We start from the raw sequence: 16,378 nt of genomic DNA, 5'->3' as shown, positions 1-16,378 counted from the left end.
GACGCGGACGCGGCCGGAGGTGCCGGCGGAGTCGTTCCGCGACTGGTGGCAACGGGCGCGGGGCGAGGGGTGTGTGCGGGGAGAGGGATCCACGCGGGGCGAGGGCTCTGCGCGAGGCGGGAGCGGGGTGCAGGGCGAGGGTTCTGCGCGGGGCCACGGTTCCGCACAGAGCGACGGTTCTACGGCGGGGGACGGCTCTGTGCAGGGCGCGCGGAAGGACGGGAGCGGCAAGTGAGCAGCAGGGAACGCGTACTGGGGCGGGTGCGGGCGGCGCTGGCGGACGTCCCGGGCGCGGAGCGCCCGGAGGACGTGCCGGTCAACCGCGACTACCTGCGGGTGCACGGCCACCGCACTCCGGCGGAGACGGCCGACCTCCTGGCGGAGAACCTGGCGGACTACAGGGCGAAGGTCCATCGCACGGACGCCGTTCAACTCCCCTCTCTCATCTCCGAGTTGCTGTCGGCGCACGGCTCCCGCACGGCGGTCGTCCCGCCCGGCCTGCCGGAGGAGTGGATGGCGCAGGCGCGGTCCGCCGACGTCGAACTGCTCCCGGACACCCCGGAGTCGACGCCCGCCGAGCTGGACGCGGTCGACAGCGTGGTGACGGGCTGCGCGGTGGCCATCGCCGAGACGGGCACGGTGGTCCTGGACGCGGCCCCCGACCAGGGCCGCCGCCGCATCACCCTGGTCCCGGACCACCACGTCTGCGTCGTACGGGTCCCCGACCAGGTTGTCGACTCGGTGCCGCAGGGCCTGGAGCGCCTCGACCCGACGCGCCCGCTGACCTGGATCAGCGGGCCGTCGGCGACGAGCGACATCGAACTGGATCGAGTGGAGGGCGTCCACGGCCCGCGCACGCTGGAAGTGATCCTGGTCGAGGGGTGAACCGGCCTGAGGGGTGAGGACGCAGGACGGCGCCCTCACCCCTCAGCGCATGGACCGGCTCTCAGGCCGCCCTTACGGGCGATTCAGGCCGCCTTACGGGCGATGAGAAAGGCCTGCGGCGTCCGCTCCGGGAACTGCCCGTCCTCGTCGCGCTCCCGCAGCAGCCGGGCCCGTACGTCCAGCCCGGCCCGGCCCAACAGCTCGGCCACGTGGTCCGGTCGGCGCCGCCGGAAGACGAGCGAGACGTCGTGTCCGAGGGCTTCGGTGAGGTGCAGCGGCGGCTCGTCGCCGACCTGAAAGGCGAGGACGACGTGGCCGCCGGGCGCCAGCACGCGGTGGAACTCGGCGAATACGCCCGGGAGTTCACCATCCGGAACGTGAATGGTGGAGTACCAGGCCACGAGCCCGGCCAGGCCGCCGTCCGGCAGGTCGAGCGCGCCCATGGCCCCCTCCTCGAATCGCAGCCCCGGGTGCTCGCGCCGGGCCGCCGCCACCATCCCCGGCGACAGATCGACCCCGAAGACGGACAGCCCCAGCCCATGCAGATGCGCGGTCACCCGCCCGGTCCCGCACCCGACGTCGGCGACGTCCCCGCCACCCGAGGCCCGCACCAGCCCGGCGAACCCGGCGAGCAGCCCCGCCTCCAACGGCTTGGCCTCCAACTCCCCCCGAGCCCACGCCGCGTAGTCCCCCGCGACGGCTTCGTACGAGGTCCGGGTCTCACACAGATAATCCGCCTCAATCATGGAGCGGCACCCTACCGGTGCGCCGCCGCTCGCCCGGTACGGCCGACTGCCGCCTGTCGTGCCTGCCCAGTGCCGCGAGGGTCAGGGTCACGGTGACCGACGCGGCGGCCATCAGGGTCATCCCCGTGGCCGGGGAGGTCAGTTGGGCCACCGTGCCTGCCAGGGCCGCACCCAGGCCCTGCAGGGTGGACATGCCGACGGCGTGCAGGCCGAGGGCCTGGCCCGCGAGGTCGTCGGGGGTGAGGGACATCAGGCGTTCCTGAAGAACCAGGCTCGCGGCGAAGCCCACGGAGGCCACCGTGACGGCCACCGCCGACAGCGCCGCTCCCGGCCGCAGGACGAAGAACAGGTAGGGCACCGCCAGCAGCAGCCGCAGCGGGGTCGCGAGACGGGGGCGCACGGCGGGCGGCACCAGGCGGCCCACGGCCAGGTCGCCCACGAACATGCCCAGCGCCCCGCAGGCGTACAGCGTGCCGGCGGCCTCGGGGGCGTACGAGACGTAGAGCGAATCGCCGCCGACCACCAGGCCGTTGGGGACCCACAGGCCCAGGTACGTCAGGCGGCGGGGGCGCGAGGACCACAGGAGGGCATTGGTGCGCCAGGTCGCCGAGACGGACGGGCGGCCGGCGAAACGCGGCGGGCGGGCCGTGAGGCCCAGGCGGGTGGCGAGGGCCGACATCACGTACAGCGCCGCCGCGAGGAGCAGGCAGGTCCGCGGGGACAGGAGCGCCAGAAGTGCGCCGCCCGCCGCGAAACCGGCCACCTGCGTCAGGCCCCAGACCATGTTGTACACCGAACGGCCCAGTACATAGCCGTCCTTGGTCAGGATCTCGTTCAGCAGCCCACCGCGCACTCCCCCGCCCAGCGACGCGACCAGGCCCTGCAGGAGGACGACCGTGAAGACCGCCCAGACCGGCAGCCCGGGCAGCGCCAGCACCGCCGTACCCGCGGCGAAGGCGAGCGCGATGCCGGTCAGGACCGCGCGCGGGGGCAGGCGGTCGGCGCCCGAGAGCAGGAACGTGGCCCCCGCCAACTGCGCCAGCTGCGGGCCGAACATGCTCACCGCCGACAGGAACGGGGAGCCGGTGGCCCGGAACACCAGCGTGGCGAGGGCCAGGCCGCCGATCGTCTGGGCCGCGGCGAAGGCGGCGAAGGAGAGCAGGAACGGGGTGAACTCCGGGGCGCGGAACAGGGTTCGGTAGCTGCGCATGCGACAAGGTATCGGAGCGGCCCGGCGCCCACCCTGGCGAGGAAGCCTGGTTGCGCGCGCACCTGCCCGGCTTCCACACGCGCCTCGCGGCCCGCCCGGTGACCGCGCTGCTCATGGCTGCACTCGGCACGTCCTGGATAATCCGCCTCCGCCATTAAGCGGCACCTACTGGTGGTCATGCGACAGTCGAGGACAGACGTACTGCGTCCGCACTCGATGCGGACTGCACGCGACGAGGTTCACCGACAGAAACCGCTCGCCGCCGACCCACCACCCACCGACGATGTCCTCCCCCGCGGCAAGAGCGCGCAGGTGATCTTCACGGTCTGGCGAGGGAGCACAGGTGCCGACGAAGAGCCCGGCGTGCACCGCCAGTTGACTGGCGTACCAGTCGGCGCCCTCGTCTGGTACATGAAAGGTGCCGAGAATCCGATCCACTGGTTTGAGCAGCCAGTCGGCACACTCCAACGGCATCACCTGAGCCGACCGGAACTCCGCATGCCCGGGCCGCCGATGAGCGTCCCCGGGCTTCGTCAGCACACTGCCGTGACCGAGCCAGACGTACGCGTGATGGTGACGGGTGGACATCGCAACCTCTCGTTTCGCAGTGGGGGCGGCCCGGGCAAGGGCCCGGGCCGCCTGTTTGAAGCGCCGGGGGCTACTGGCGACCGCAGCCTTGGCCGTCGCCGCAACCGCCGTTGGGGTTGCCGCCGTTGCCGTCGTCCTCGTCACCACCGCCGTACTTGACCGGGTCGAGGCGGTATCGCATGGTGATCTCCTCGGGTGCGTGTAGCGGCGCGCGGTCCTTCCCCGCGCCGTCGAGCACTTGCCGTGGGCCCCCTTCTGTGCGGGCCCGCCCGCTCCGGCCGTGTCCTGGCAGGGAATGGCGGCCAGAGCGGGATTGAGGGTCCGCCCTGGACGGAACGGGGGAATCACCGCCCGCCGGGTGGTTGCGGGCCTTCGTCCAGGGCGGACCGGTCTATGAGGGCGATGCCGCGAGCGCCAGGCCGATGACCAGGCCGCAGCAGGCACTGATGCCGATGACGAACAGGAGCCCGGCGTACCGGCCGATGGCGCGCATCATCGGCCCCACCGAGCCCCTTTGTTGCGGGCAGCGAGGCGAGCGCTCAGCTCCTCGCGCGACGTCAGGGGGCGCACCCGCTCCGGCGCAGCGTCCCATTCCCTGCCGCCCCCGACGGGCCGCAATTGCACATACGGACCGACATGCCCCATCACGACGCCCACGCGATTCCGGTCCCCGGTGTCTATGACCAGAGAGCCCAACTCGGGCTGGTCATCGCCTGCAGTCGCCGTTTCCCGTGCGCTCATGCCTCGATGGTCGAGTCAGCGACCAGGACGGAGGAACCTCCCCCATTTCCCACTTGGGGACGTCCCACAGGCTGTAAAACGTCCCTAGCAACGTCCCAGGCTTAGGAGAACACTGCGATGACGAACGAGAGGCTGCGCTCCGCAATGGCGGCCGGAGGTTGGACCTACAGCACACTCGCCGCGAAGGTCGAGGTAGATCCGAAGTCCGTCGAACGGTGGGTCAACCGGGGACGTTTGCCGCGTCGCGCGACGGCCGTGCTGGCCGCAGACATCCTGGGAGAAGACGTGCACATCCTCTGGCCGGCGCTGCGGCAGGCACGCGCCGCACGCGCGGTCAGCCCGGAACTCGTGGCGTTGTACGACCAGCGTGCCGACGTTCCGGTGACGACGTTCGTCGATCTGCTGGCTCAGGCTCGTGAACGCATCGACGTGCTGGTCTACGCCGCGGTCTTCCTGCAAGAGGCGTACCCACGGTTCAACACCCTCCTGCGGGAGCGCGCGACAGAGGGATGCACGATCCGTATCGCCCTGGGCGACGCGGACAGCCCGAACGTCCAACAGCGCGGCCGAGAAGAGCGGTTCGGTCACGGCATTGAGTCCCGCTGCCGTCTCGCTCTCCTGCACTACCAGCCACTTGCCGGAGTGCCTGGGATCGAGATTCGCACCCATGGGTCGACCCTCTACAACTCCCTCTACCGAGCCGATGACCAAGTCCTGGTCAACGCGCATGCGTGGGGAGTCAATGCCTACGGGGCTCCCGTCTGGCACCTGCGCCGCGACCCCGGTGGCAGGATGTTCGATACATACGCCGAAAGCTTCGACGCCGTGTGGGCGACAGCGTCGCCGGTACAGGAAGACTGACCTCATGGGACGAACCGAGTTCTACGACGACCCGCACGCCCCTGAGCCCAACTCCCTTGTCGTCGCGGCATCGGCCGTTGTCACTGACGGCCACGGGCGCATCCTCCTCCAGCGGCGGCGCGACAACGATCTGTGGGCGTTGCCCGGCGGTGCCATGGAAATGGCCGATTCGCTCCCCGGCGCGGCCGTTCGCGAGGTCAGGGAGGAGACCGGGCTGGACATCGAGATCACCGGACTCGTCGGCACGTACACCGACCCCCGCCACATCATCGCGTACAGCGACGGCGAGGTCCGGCGCCAGTTCAACGTCTGCTTCACAGCCCGAATCCGCGGCGGCGAACTGACCATCTCCGAGGAGTCGACGGAACTGAGATTCGTCCCGCCGGAAGCCCTGCCCGACCTACCGATGCACCACACCCAGCAACTCCGCATCCGCCACTTCCTGCAACACCGCGACCAGCCCTATCTAGGCTGACGACGAGATGCGGAAGCGACGGGAGTCGACATGTCGGTATGGAAGAACCTCAGTGAGCGCACCGTTTACGAGAACCCGTGGCTGCGGGTGAACCTCGCTGACGTCGAGTTGCCCGACGGCCGTCATCTCGACCACTACCTGATCCGGCAGCGCCCGGTGGCACTCGCCACGGCCGTGAACGACAGGAACGAGGTGTTGCTGCTCTGGCGGCACCGGTTCATCCCCGACTCGTGGGGATACGAGATCGCCGCCGGGGTGGTCGAGGACGGGGAGGAACTCGAAGCGGCCGCCGCGCGCGAGATGCTCGAAGAGACCGGGTGGAAGCCCGTCGGTCCGCTGCGCCACCTGCTGACCGTCGAGCCCTCCAACGGCCTCTCCGACGCCCGTCACCACGTCTACTGGGCCGAAGGCGCCGAATACATCGACCACCCGGCCGACGACTTCGAGTCCGAGCGGCGCGACTGGGTTCCACTCAAGGACATCCCCGATCTGGTGGCGCGCGGCGCGATCCGATCAGCCAACGCGGTTGCCGCGCTGCTCCTGCTGCACCACATGCGGTTGAGGTAGCGATCGCTGGATCCCAAGCTCGACCCAGCGGCCAGCGACCCGGCGGGCGACGCGCGGCGCGTCAGGGGCCCCACGTGCGCCGCCGGGTGCTCAGCCGTGAGGTCGAGCGGCGGTGTACGAGTCCCCGCTCGACTCGGCGGCCGACGCCGCGCGCGGCGTCACGCGCCCACGTACGCCGCCAGGTGTTCGGCCGTGAGGGTCGAGCGGTCGGCTACGAGGGCCGCGGGGGTGCCCTCGAAGACGATTTGGCCGCCGTCGTGGCCCGCGCCGGGGCCGAGGTCGATGATCCAGTCGGCGTGGGCCATGACCGCCTGGTGGTGCTCGACCACGATGACCGACTTGCCGGAGTCGACCAGCCGGTCGAGCAGGCCGAGCAGTTGCTCGACGTCGGCGAGGTGCAGGCCGGCGGTCGGCTCGTCGAGGACGTAGACGCCGCCCTTCTCGCCCATGTGGGTCGCCAGCTTGAGCCGCTGCCGCTCGCCGCCGGACAGTGTGGTGAGCGGCTGGCCGAGGGTGAGGTAGCCGAGCCCGACGTCCGCGAGCCGGTCGAGGATCTTGTGGGCGGCCGGAGTACGCGCCTCGCCCGCGCCGAAGAACTCCTCGGCCTCGGCCACCGACATCGCGAGCACCTCGCTGATGTCCCGGCCACCGAGGTGGTAGTCCAGCACCGACGCCTCGAACCGTTTCCCCTCGCACTCCTCGCAGGTCATGGCGGTTCCGGCCATCACCCCCAGGTCGGTGTAGAGGACGCCGGCGCCGTTGCAAGTGGGGCAGGCGCCCTCGGAGTTGGCGCTGAACAGCGCCGGCTTCACGCCGTTGGCCTTGGCGAACGCCTTGCGGATCGGGTCGAGCAGCCCGGTGTACGTCGCCGGGTTGCTCCGCCGCGAACCCTTGATCGCCGTCTGGTCGACGGACACCACCTCCGCGCCGGCCGGGATCGACCCGTGCACGAGCGAGCTCTTGCCGGAGCCGGCGACGCCGGTGACGACGCAGAGCACGCCGAGCGGGATGTCGACGTCGACGTCGCGCAGGTTGTGCGCCGTCGCGCCGCGGATCGGCAGCTTGCCGGTGGACTTGCGCACCGTCTCCTTGAGGGCGGCCCGGTCGCCGAAGTGGCGGCCGGTGACGGTGTCGCTGGTCCGCAGCCCCTCGACGGTGCCCTCGAAGCAGACGGAGCCGCCCGCCGTACCGGCTCCCGGGCCGAGGTCGACGACATGGTCGGCGATCGCGATCGTCTCCGGCTTGTGCTCCACGACGAGGACGGTGTTGCCCTTGTCCCGCAGCCGCAGCAGCAGGTTGTTCATCCGCTGGATGTCATGGGGGTGCAGGCCCGTGGTGGGCTCGTCGAAGACGTACGTCACGTCGGTGAGCGAGGAGCCGAGGTGGCGGATCATCTTGGTGCGCTGCGCCTCGCCGCCCGAGAGGGTGCCGGAGGAGCGGTCGAGCGACAGGTAGCCGAGCCCGATCTCCACGAACGAGTCGAGCGTGTGCCGCAGCTTGGCCAGCAGCGGCGCCACCGACGACTCGTCCAGGCCGCTCACCCACTCGGCGAGGTCGCTGATCTGCATCGCACAGGCGTCGGCGATGCTGATTCCCTTGATCTTCGAGGATCGGGCCGCCTCGCTGAGCCGGGTGCCGTCGCAGTCGGGGCACTCGGCGAAGGTGACCGCCCGGTCGACGAACGCCCGGACGTGCGGCTGCATCGCCTCGCGGTCCTTGGCGAGGAACGACTTCTGGAGCTTCGGGATCAGCCCCTCGTAGGTGAGGTTGATTCCGTTGATCTTCACCTTGGTCGGCTCGCGGTACAGGAAGTCGTGCCGCTCCTTCTTGGTGTACCTGCGGATCGGCTTGTCCACGTCGAAGAAGCCGGACTCGGCGATGACCCGCACGACCCAGCCGCCCCCGGTGTAGGTGGGGATGGTGAACGGGTCCTCGGAGAGCGACTTGGAGTCGTCGTAGAGCTGGGTGAGGTCGATGTCGGAGACCGTGCCGCGGCCCTCGCAGTGCGTGCACATTCCGCCGGTGCGGCTGAAGGTGACCTTCTCGGTCTTGGTCTTCTCGGCACCGCGGTCGACCGTGAGCCCACCGCTCGCCGAGACCGAGGCGACGTTGAAGGAGTACGCGCCGGGCGGGCCGATGTGCGGCTTCCCGAGGCGGCTGAAGAGGATACGCAGCATCGCGTTGGCGTCAGTGGCGGTACCGACGGTGGAGCGAGGGTCGGCGCCCATCCGCTCCTGGTCGACGGTGATCGCGGTCGTCAGCCCGTCGAGCACGTCGACCTCGGGCCGCGCCTGCGTCGTCATGAAGCCCTGCAGGAAGGCGCTGTAGGTCTCGTTGATCAGCCGCTGCGACTCCGCGGCGATCGTGCCGAACACCAGGGAGCTCTTGCCCGAGCCGGAGACACCGGTGAACACCGTCAGCCGGCGCTTGGGAAGCTCGACGCTCACGTCCTTGAGGTTGTTCTCGCGCGCGCCGTGCACGCGGATCAGGTCGTGGCTGTCGGCGGCGTGCTGCGCAGGCGACTGCGTGCCCGTCCTCTTGGCCTTGCTCATCGTGTCTCCGTAAGTCGCGGACCGTCCGCCGCTCACGCTAGCCGCAACGCCCTGACCGGCGCTTCTCGATTCCTGATCGGTCCGCACCGGTATGCGAGACTTATCCGGTGAAACGGCAGGACCTCGACGATCTCCGCCGGCTGCGGCGGGCCCGCGACCGGATGGACCGCGACTACGCAGAGCCGCTCGACGTCCCAGCGCTGGCGCGCGAGGCCCTGATGTCGGCGGGCCACTTCTCCCGCAGCTTCCGCGCCGCCTTCGGCGAGAGTCCGTACAGCTACCTGATGACCCGCCGTATCGAGCGGGCCAAGGCGCTGCTGCGGCGCGGCGACCTCAGTGTCACCGAGGTCTGCTTCGCGGTGGGCTGTACGTCGCTGGGGTCGTTCAGCTCGCGCTTCACGGAGCTGGTCGGCGAGAGCCCGAGCGCCTACCGGGCCAGGGACCACGACCACGCCGCCGCTATCCCCCCGTGCATGGTGAAGATCCATACGCGACCGGTCAGGAACGGAGAAGCCGGCCGCGTCGCCCGGTCGTAGCGTGGACGGCATGGACATCACTCTTTCCACTTGCTTCATCGCCGTCGACGACCACGACAAGGCGCTCGCCTTCTACCGCGACGTACTCGGCCTGGAGGTGCGCAATGACGTCGGGTATGAGGGAATGCGCTGGGTGACCGTGGGGTCACCGGCGCAGCCGGACGTGAACATCGTGCTCGAACCGCCGCTGGCCGACCCGAACGCCTCCGAGGCCGACAAGCAGGCCATGGCCGAGCTCATGGCCAAGGGCATGCTGCGCGGCGTCCTCTTCGCCACCGACGACTGCGATGCCACCTTCGAGCGCATCAGGGCGGCCGGCGGCGAGGTGCTGCAGGAGCCGACGGACCAGTTCTTCGGCGTCCGCGACTGCGCCTTCCGCGATCCCGCGGGCAACCTGCTGCGCTTCAACCAGCCGCTGAAGAAGTGAGCCGCGTGGCGGGTCCCGTCCGTTCGACGGGACCCGCCACGGGCCGCCCGCGTCAGGCCCCCGCACCGCCCGGCTCGTAGGTGGACGTGAACGTCCACTCCCCCGAGCCGACCTCGTACACCGCGACGCCCTCCTCCGTCCGCAGCAGCCGCGCGTCCCGGTCGGCGCGGACCGTGCCCGAGGTGAGCGGGACGCGGACCTCGGCCGTGGTCCCCGCCGGGACCGCGGCCTTCAGGCGGAAGGCCGAGCCGTCGCGGCGCCAGTCCGTGCGGACCGTGCCGTACGGGGTGCGGTACGAGCCGGAGGCCGACTCCAGGTCGCCGACGACCGACGGGGCGAGCAGCAGTTCGCGGTAGCCGGTCGAGCCGGGCTTCTGCTGGATGCCCGCGAGGCGGCTGGTGAACCAGGAGTCGATCGCGCCGAGCATGAAGTGGTTCTGCGACTGGCCGGAGCCGCCGTCCCAGGTCTCCCCGAGGGTGGTGTTCCCGGCGAGCACCTGGTAGCCGTAGCTGGGGCTCGTGGTCTGGTTGGCGATGCGGTAGACCGTGTCGTCGCGGCCCGCCTCCGACAGGACGCGGAAGGCCGCGGGCAGGGAGATCTCGCCCAGCACCAGGTGGTGGCCGGCGGCCTCCACCGATCCCACGAAGTGGTCCAGCAGGCGGGCCCTTTCGCCCGCCGGGACCGCCCCCATGTCCAGCGCCAGCGCCTCCGCGCCGTGACCCCCGCCGCCGAACGTGCCCGTCGCTGGGTCGTAGAACTTGTCCGACAGGGCCTTGGCGCTCGTCTCCGCCTTCCCCCGGTAGGCCGCCGCGTCCGCGTCCTCGCCCAGCACCTCGGCGATGCGGCTGAGGCCGTCCACCACGCGCCAGTAGCCGTAGGTGCCCGCGACCGCGCGCGGGAAGGTGCGGTCCGGGGTGATCCAGTCGCCGAGCCCGTAGTCGAGGATGCCGCCGGAGACCTTCTGCTCCAGGAACGTCACGTACTGCTTCATCTGCGGGTAGTACGCGCGCAGCGTCTCCTTGTCGCCGTACGTGGTGTAGAGCTGCCAGGGGACGAGGACGAAGGCGCCGCCCCAGTTGGCGTCGTTGCGGTAGGCGCCGGAGAGTTGGACGTAGTCGGGGACGGTGCTCGGGATCAGGCCGTCCGCCGTCTGGGCGTCCGCCATGTCGCGGACGATCTTGCGGAGGTAGGCCCGCATGTCGTAGTTGGCGGCCAGGGCGGGGAAGACGAGCTGGTTCTGCTCCAGCCAGCCGAGCTTCTCGCGGCTGGGGCAGTCGGTGAGGACGCTCATCATGTTGCCCTCGATGGCGCGGCGGACGAGCGAATGGACGCCGTTGATCAGGGAGTTGGAGCTGGTGAAGCTCCCGGCCGAGGTGTTGTCGGTGTGCAGCACCTTGCCCCGTACGGAGACGGTGGCCCCGGCCGGGAGCCCTTTCAGCTCCAGGTAGCGGAAGCCGTGGTAGCTGAACCTGGGGTGCCAGGTCTCGGCGCGGCCGCCGCCCTTCGTGGTGTAGCTGTCCCACAGGGGCGCGCCGACGTTGCTGATGGACTGGAAGGCGTGGCCGTCCTTCAGGCTCTCGGCGGGAAAGACGCGGACGGCTGTCCCGGCGGGGGCCGTGACCGTGATCTCGGGCCAGCCGGCGATGTTGCGGCCGAGGTCGAAGACGCGGCTGCCCTCGGCCCCTTCGACCTCCTTGCCCTTCAACGTCTCGATGACGCGGACCGGTTCGGTCTCGCGGGCGCTCAGCGCGGCGGGCTGCTCGGTGCTCTCCGGCCTGCCGACGGCGGTGGCGGGCGACCAGGAGGAGCGGTCGCGGCCGGGCTCGTCCCAGCCGGGGATCTCCCGGCGCGCGTCGTAGTCCTCGCCGCCGTACCAGTTGGAGGACGTGGTCGGGCCGAGCGTGGTCCGCCAGTCGGTGCCGGTGGACACGCGCCGTACGGTGCCGTCGTCGAGGGTGATCTCCAGCTGGGCGACGAGCTTGGGGTCGCTGAAGTTGCCGTACCACTTGCGGTAGCGGTCGGCGGTGCTGACCACGTTGGAGGTGCCGTTGCCCAGCTCGACGGCGATGGTGTTCTCCCCGCGCCGCAGCCGCTTGGTCACGTCGTACGTGGCGTACTGGACGCGGTCGGCGAAGTCGGTGTTGGCGGGCTCCAGGACGGCGTCCCCGACCGGCTCGCCGTTGACGTGCGCGTCGTGGATGCCCAGGCCCGCGAGGTAGAGGCGGGCGCTGCGGGCGCCCTTGGGGAGGGTGAAGTCCTTGGTGAACAGGGGCAGTCCGGCGGGCAGGTAGGGCTCGGGCGGCTGCTGGCCGGTGACCTCGGCCGCCTTCGCCCACGGGCCGTCGGCCGTCTCACCGGTCGAGATCGCGTAGTCCGCCGGGAAGCCCGGGACCTTGCCGTCGTCGGTGAGGACGTCGGCGCGCGGGTAGAGCAGGACCTGGTCGAAGGCCTTGGCCTCCTTGAGGTCCAGGGTGAGGGTGATCGGGGACTGCGACACGTCGGGGCCGGGGTGCGGCTTACTGGCGTAGCCGGCCTCGCGGATCAGCGCGCTGTTGGTCTCTCCGTCGACGGCCAGCCGCGGCTCCCAGACCTTGCGCACCTCGCCGCTCTCGGACGCGGTGACGGCCGCGCCCTTGGCGTGGTTGGTCCCGGGGTCCTCCGAGTCGCGCACCTCGACCTCACCGAGCTGGAGGCGCCAGGCACGGCCGGTGGCGTCCTCGGCGAGCGGCAGGCCGAGCTTGGTGACGTCGAGGCGGACGTAACGGGCCGTCGTCCGGGGCAGCTTGACGGCGACGGGCTCGACCTGGCGCTTGCTCAGCTGCCACGCGTCATGCGTGATCCACTGCCCGGCCCAGTCCTCGGCCCGGGTCAGCCCGGTCTCGAAGACGGCGGCCTCGCTCCAGTCGGAGGCGTGCCCGGTGGTGCCGGACCACAGCTGGACCCGCCAGTGGACGCGGTCGCGGGAGCTGAGCGCCCGGCCCGCGTACGTGGTGCCGGGGACGGCGGAGCGGACCTTGCCGGAGTCCCAGAGGTCGGCCTGTCCCCGCTCCAGCTTCTCGCGGCTGCTCGCCGCCTGGACGCGGAAGGCGCTCTGGACGACGTTCCGGCCGTGCCCGGACAGCTGCCAGGTGAGCTCGGGGGTGGTGTCGTCGATGCCGAGCGCGGTGCGCAGGTGCTGGGTCTGGAGCGTGGTCGCCCCGGCCGTGGAGCCGGCGGGGGCGGCCCCGGCCGGGAGAGCGGAGGGCAGGACGGTGACCAGGGCGGTGAGTCCGGTGGCGAGGACGAGTCCGGGTCTGGCCAGTGCGGACTTGGGAGGCTTGACGGAAGCCATGTGGATCTCCAGGAAGGGGTCAGGCGCGGGGCAGGTCGACGGTGAGGGGCAGGCGCGGGCGCAGGACCACCGGCCCCAGCAGCCCGGAGGGCAGCGGCTTGTTCCGCTCGTTGGACAGCGTGTTGGACACCCGTACGGCGATGTGGTTGGCCCCGGCGCGCAGCGCCTCGGTGGCGTCCACGACGTAAGGGGTCCACAGCACGGGCGGCAGGGCCGTCCCGTTGACGGTCACCTGGGCGACCTCGCGCACGCCGCCGAGGTCGAGGTGCAGTCGCCGTCCGGAGAGGAGGGCCGCGTCCAGGGTGATGTCCTTGGTGTAGGTGGCGCTGCCGGAGAAGAGCGGGGCGATGTCGCTCCAGCTGCCCAGGGGGCGTACGACGGGCTGCGCGCCGCTCTGATGGAGCGTCAAAGTCCAGTCCCCGTCGAGGGGTACGGGCTCCAGGCGGTCGGTCACGCGGGCGGTGGCGCGGTAGGTGCGACGGCCGTCGGTGCCGGTCAGGGGCCAGCTGCCGGGCGCCTCGGCCAGGGCCTCCACCTTCAGCGCGCGCCCGTCCCGGCTCGCGGCGACCGAGGTCACCGGCAGCGGTCCGGCGTCGGTGAGGTGCGGGCCCGCGTCGGTCGCCGCGCGGAAGACCACGGCCAGCGTCTCGTACGGGCCGAGCCGCAGCGGCAGCCGCACGCCGTCACCGGGCCGCTCGGGCGCGCGGTACACGGGCGCGCGGCGGACCGTCCCGGTCGCCGGGTCCCACAACTCCGGTACGCCGCTTGCCGGGAGCCGGGCCTCGGTCTCCACCGGCGCGGCGCCCTCGTTGTTGAGGAGGAACGCGGTGTCCCGGCCGCGGGTGGTGCGCAGCACGCGTACGGCGGGGGTGGCGGGTTCGAGGACGGCGGCGGTGACCCCGGCGGCCCGGACGACCGCGCCGAGCCCCTCGGGTGAGGCGACGCGGACGGCCCGGCCCCGGCCGACGCGGCGGTTGCCGCCGGGGTCGTCGCCGAAGAGGTCCTTCAGGGCGCGCCGCAGGGAGTCGTCCCGGCCGTCGGCCTCCCGCTCCGGCAGGGCGCCGACCGCCACGACGGTGCCTCCGGACCGCGCGAACGCGGCGAGGGTGCGGACGCCCGCCGCCTCCAGCACGGGGGTTGCGGGCAGCACCACCAGCTCGTACCGGGCCCGCCCGACGGCCAGTCCGCCGTCCCTGACCTCGGCCGGGCACAGCAGGTCGGGGTCGCCGGCGAGTGCGCCCTCGTGGACGAGGTCGAAGTCGGTCTGGGCGCTCTCCAGCGCGAACGCAGCCTCCGAGAAGGCCTCGTCGACCTCGCCGACCCGGTCGGTGCCGGTCAGCTGCTCGGCGGCGCGCTGCGGCTGGAGCAGGGCGGTGCGGGCGCCGGAGGTGCCGCGGGCCAGCTCCATGACGCGGCCGATCCACACGGAGACCGGGCCCATCGCCCACCACCAGGGGGCGCGCGGGCCGAACGGCGGCGGGAAGTAGACCTTGGCCTCGTTGGTCCACAGCGCGTGCAGCACGGTGAGGTTGTTGCCGCGGGTGGCGAACGCGCCGAGCAGCGCGTGTACGAACTCGGGGGCCACCTGCCAGCCCATGTTGCCGAACGCCTCGATCACCGACCGCTCGCGGCCCGTCTGGTGGGCCACCGAGGCCGGATTGCGCGGGTCCATGGTGCGCTCGCCCGCCACGTACTCGCCGGTGATGCAGTCGCCGCCGGGCACCTGCGCCCACTGGTTGACCTTGTGCAGGTCGCCGGTGGACAGGATGCGCTTGGCGGGTCCTGTCTCGTCGTAGAGCGGGTTGGTGATGAGGCGGACGCCCCGGTCGGCGTACCAGTGGGCCTGCTTCTCGAAGTACTTGGCGAAGCGGTTGGAGACGGCCCGCCAATAGCGCCCGCGCAGGACCTGGCCCGCGTCGCCCAGGTCGTCGTACGTGCTGGCGTACGCCTTGCCGGGCTCGGCGCCGACCTCGCGCAGCGCGCCCGCGAGCGTGGGCGACCAGGGCAGGCGCTTGAACGGGTGCGGCCCGGCGGAGGCGATGAACGGCTCGTCGTCCCAGAAGCCGGGAATGACCTTGCCGAAGTAGCGGCCGAAGCGGCGGTGGTACTCCCCCGGCACCATGTCGAGCAGCAGTTCGGCCGGCTCGTCGTCCAACAGGTCGAGGTAGGCGCGGGTGTAGCCGGAGGAGTCGTCGGAGAGCGTCGCGCCGCCGAAGAGGTCGATCTGCCAACGGCCTTCCGGAACCTGCCAGTTGCCGCCCAGGCGGCCGGTCAGCTCGACCAGGTCCTCGGCGTCGGACGAGCCGGCGGGCCGCGCTGCCGCGGCGACGGGGGCGGCAGCGCCGGCGGGGATCGGTCGGGTGCGGAAGTCTCCGGCGGCGGCCGCGGTGTCGTACGCCGAGGTGTACAGCGCGCCGCCGTCGGCGCCGGTGATCGCCAGGTCCTCCCACAGAGCGCGCTGGGCCCCGCTCGCGTGGACGCCGACGCCGCCGCGCGGGTGGGTGTCGTCGGTGACGGTGCCCTTGTCCTTGCCGTCGAGGGTGACGGAGAGGGTGTTGCCGCGCACGGTGACGGCGAAGGTGTGGAACTTGGTGCGGTTGAAGCCCTCGGTGCGGGTGCTCTTGGCCAGCTCCTGCGAACTGCCGCCGGTGCGGCGGGAGATGGTGGTGACGCCGGTCTGGTCGAAGGCGACGAGGTACCCGTCGTCTCCGGAGGCGGAGGCGCGGACGAGGAGCCCGGCGGCCTCGGTCTCGGGCTTGGCGTTGCCGGTCACCGTGTAGTCGGTCCACTCCTCGCCGCCGCGCAGCACGGCCGCCCCGGCGAGTACGGCCGCGTCGGCCACGAGCCGCCCGGCGTCCACCCCGACGCCGGTGGTCTCACGCAGGTCGACGGTGGCGGGCCCCTCGACCACGGCGGTGGACCGCCACAGGCCCTTCAGCCGCAGCTCGGGGCGCGCCTTGTAGGTGCGGTTGCCGACGGTGCCGCCCTGGGCTACGAGATAGGCGGCCCGTCCACTGGGGAAGTGGTTGTCGTTGAACAGCCACACCCGCATGCCGGTGCGCTCGGCCACCTCCAGCACGTGGCCGACGACGTCGAACCAGCCCTCGGTGAAGAACGCGGGCAGCATGTCGGCGTTGTCGTACGGGAAGACGACGACCTCGTACATCCCCTTGTCGCGCAACTCCGCGAGCTGGGTGTCGATCAACTCGTGGGTGACGGTGCCGTTCCAGTACCAGTAGACGGTGGGGCGGCTGTCGCGGCGCGGGTCGGCGAAGGCCGCCGGGAGGAAGCCGGAGGCGTGCGGGGCGGCGGCAGCGGCCCCGGCGGGGAGCATCCCGCCGAGCGCGGCGGCGCTCACTCCGGCGGCGACCACGAAGTGGCGTCTGGACAGGTCGAGTTCTGGCATGGAAGGGCTCGCTTCTAGCGTCAGTGGCCTGGCGGCTCGGGGAAGGTCTGGGG

General features: G+C 71.7%; 12 protein-coding genes and 1 pseudogene. 7 read left to right on the top strand and 6 right to left on the bottom strand.

Annotated elements, in window-relative coordinates; genetic code table 11:
- Positions 1 to 231 precede the first annotated feature (231 nt).
- Positions 232 to 885, top strand: coding sequence for a LutC/YkgG family protein (locus AOK16_RS09425; RefSeq protein ID WP_055471791.1), 654 nt, complete (start codon positions 232 to 234; stop codon positions 883 to 885).
- An 83-nt stretch (positions 886 to 968) separates the two neighbouring features.
- Here AOK16_RS09425 and AOK16_RS09420 read toward each other — a convergent pair whose 3' ends face one another.
- Both AOK16_RS09420 and AOK16_RS09415 read right to left on the bottom strand, forming a co-directional pair.
- Complete coding sequence (locus AOK16_RS09420) at positions 969 to 1,631, bottom strand: class I SAM-dependent DNA methyltransferase (protein WP_055471790.1); 663 nt, start codon at positions 1,629 to 1,631, stop codon at positions 969 to 971.
- On the bottom strand, positions 1,624 to 2,841 hold the full coding sequence (locus AOK16_RS09415) for an MFS transporter (RefSeq protein ID WP_205627655.1): 1,218 nt from the start codon (positions 2,839 to 2,841) through the stop codon (positions 1,624 to 1,626). The genes AOK16_RS09420 and AOK16_RS09415 overlap by 8 nt, the downstream gene beginning before the upstream one ends.
- A gap of 23 nt (positions 2,842 to 2,864) precedes the next feature.
- Between AOK16_RS09415 and AOK16_RS28100 the strand changes: the two are divergent.
- Positions 2,865 to 2,981 (top strand): annotated as a pseudogene (locus AOK16_RS28100) (transcriptional regulator); the annotation flags it as partial.
- A gap of 25 nt (positions 2,982 to 3,006) precedes the next feature.
- Here the strand turns inward: AOK16_RS28100 and AOK16_RS09410 are convergent.
- Positions 3,007 to 3,429, bottom strand: a complete 423-nt coding sequence (locus AOK16_RS09410) for a hypothetical protein (protein ID WP_055471789.1) — start codon at positions 3,427 to 3,429, stop codon at positions 3,007 to 3,009.
- Positions 3,430 to 4,287: 858 nt separating this feature from the next.
- Between AOK16_RS09410 and AOK16_RS09405 the strand changes: the two genes are divergently transcribed.
- The 3 genes from AOK16_RS09405 to AOK16_RS09395 are packed head-to-tail and all read left to right on the top strand — an operon-like array spanning position 4,288 to position 6,073.
- Positions 4,288 to 5,031: a helix-turn-helix domain-containing protein gene (locus AOK16_RS09405; RefSeq protein ID WP_055471788.1), complete on the top strand. Its 744-nt coding sequence runs from the start codon at positions 4,288 to 4,290 to the stop codon at positions 5,029 to 5,031.
- A 4-nt stretch (positions 5,032 to 5,035) separates the two neighbouring features.
- A complete protein-coding gene (locus tag AOK16_RS09400; RefSeq protein WP_055471787.1) occupies positions 5,036 to 5,506 on the top strand; it encodes an NUDIX domain-containing protein in 471 nt (156 codons plus the stop codon).
- 30 nt (positions 5,507 to 5,536) lie between these two features.
- The gene (locus AOK16_RS09395) at positions 5,537 to 6,073 is read left to right on the top strand and encodes an NUDIX domain-containing protein (protein ID WP_055471786.1); all 537 of its coding nucleotides are present in this window, start codon (positions 5,537 to 5,539) and stop codon (positions 6,071 to 6,073) included.
- A gap of 158 nt (positions 6,074 to 6,231) precedes the next feature.
- Here the strand turns inward: AOK16_RS09395 and AOK16_RS09390 are convergent, their stop codons facing one another.
- The gene (locus tag AOK16_RS09390) at positions 6,232 to 8,625 is read right to left on the bottom strand and encodes an ATP-binding cassette domain-containing protein (RefSeq protein WP_055471785.1); all 2,394 of its coding nucleotides are present in this window, start codon (positions 8,623 to 8,625) and stop codon (positions 6,232 to 6,234) included.
- Positions 8,626 to 8,786: 161 nt separating this feature from the next.
- Here AOK16_RS09390 and AOK16_RS09385 point away from each other — a divergent pair, with 161 nt between their 5' ends.
- Positions 8,787 to 9,161 carry a helix-turn-helix transcriptional regulator gene (locus tag AOK16_RS09385; RefSeq protein ID WP_055471793.1) on the top strand — a complete coding sequence of 125 codons (375 nt, stop codon included), beginning with the start codon at positions 8,787 to 8,789 and terminating at the stop codon, positions 9,159 to 9,161.
- Between the two features lie 10 nt (positions 9,162 to 9,171).
- Positions 9,172 to 9,588 carry a VOC family protein gene (locus tag AOK16_RS09380; RefSeq protein WP_055471792.1) on the top strand — a complete coding sequence of 139 codons (417 nt, stop codon included), beginning with the start codon at positions 9,172 to 9,174 and terminating at the stop codon, positions 9,586 to 9,588.
- Positions 9,589 to 9,640: 52 nt separating this feature from the next.
- Here AOK16_RS09380 and AOK16_RS09375 read toward each other — a convergent pair whose 3' ends face one another.
- The gene (locus AOK16_RS09375; RefSeq protein ID WP_055471784.1) at positions 9,641 to 12,919 is read right to left on the bottom strand and encodes a family 78 glycoside hydrolase catalytic domain; all 3,279 of its coding nucleotides are present in this window, start codon (positions 12,917 to 12,919) and stop codon (positions 9,641 to 9,643) included.
- 19 nt (positions 12,920 to 12,938) lie between these two features.
- On the bottom strand, positions 12,939 to 16,325 hold the full coding sequence (locus AOK16_RS09370) for a glycosylhydrolase-like jelly roll fold domain-containing protein (protein ID WP_055471783.1): 3,387 nt from the start codon (positions 16,323 to 16,325) through the stop codon (positions 12,939 to 12,941).
- Positions 16,326 to 16,378 lie beyond the last annotated feature (53 nt).

The organism is Streptomyces pathocidini (genome assembly GCF_001418495.1).
GTDB classification, from domain to species: Bacteria; Actinomycetota; Actinomycetes; order Streptomycetales; family Streptomycetaceae; genus Streptomyces; species Streptomyces pathocidini.
Note: the sequence above shows the minus strand (reverse complement) of the source record. Positions and strands in the feature narration are given on the sequence as shown.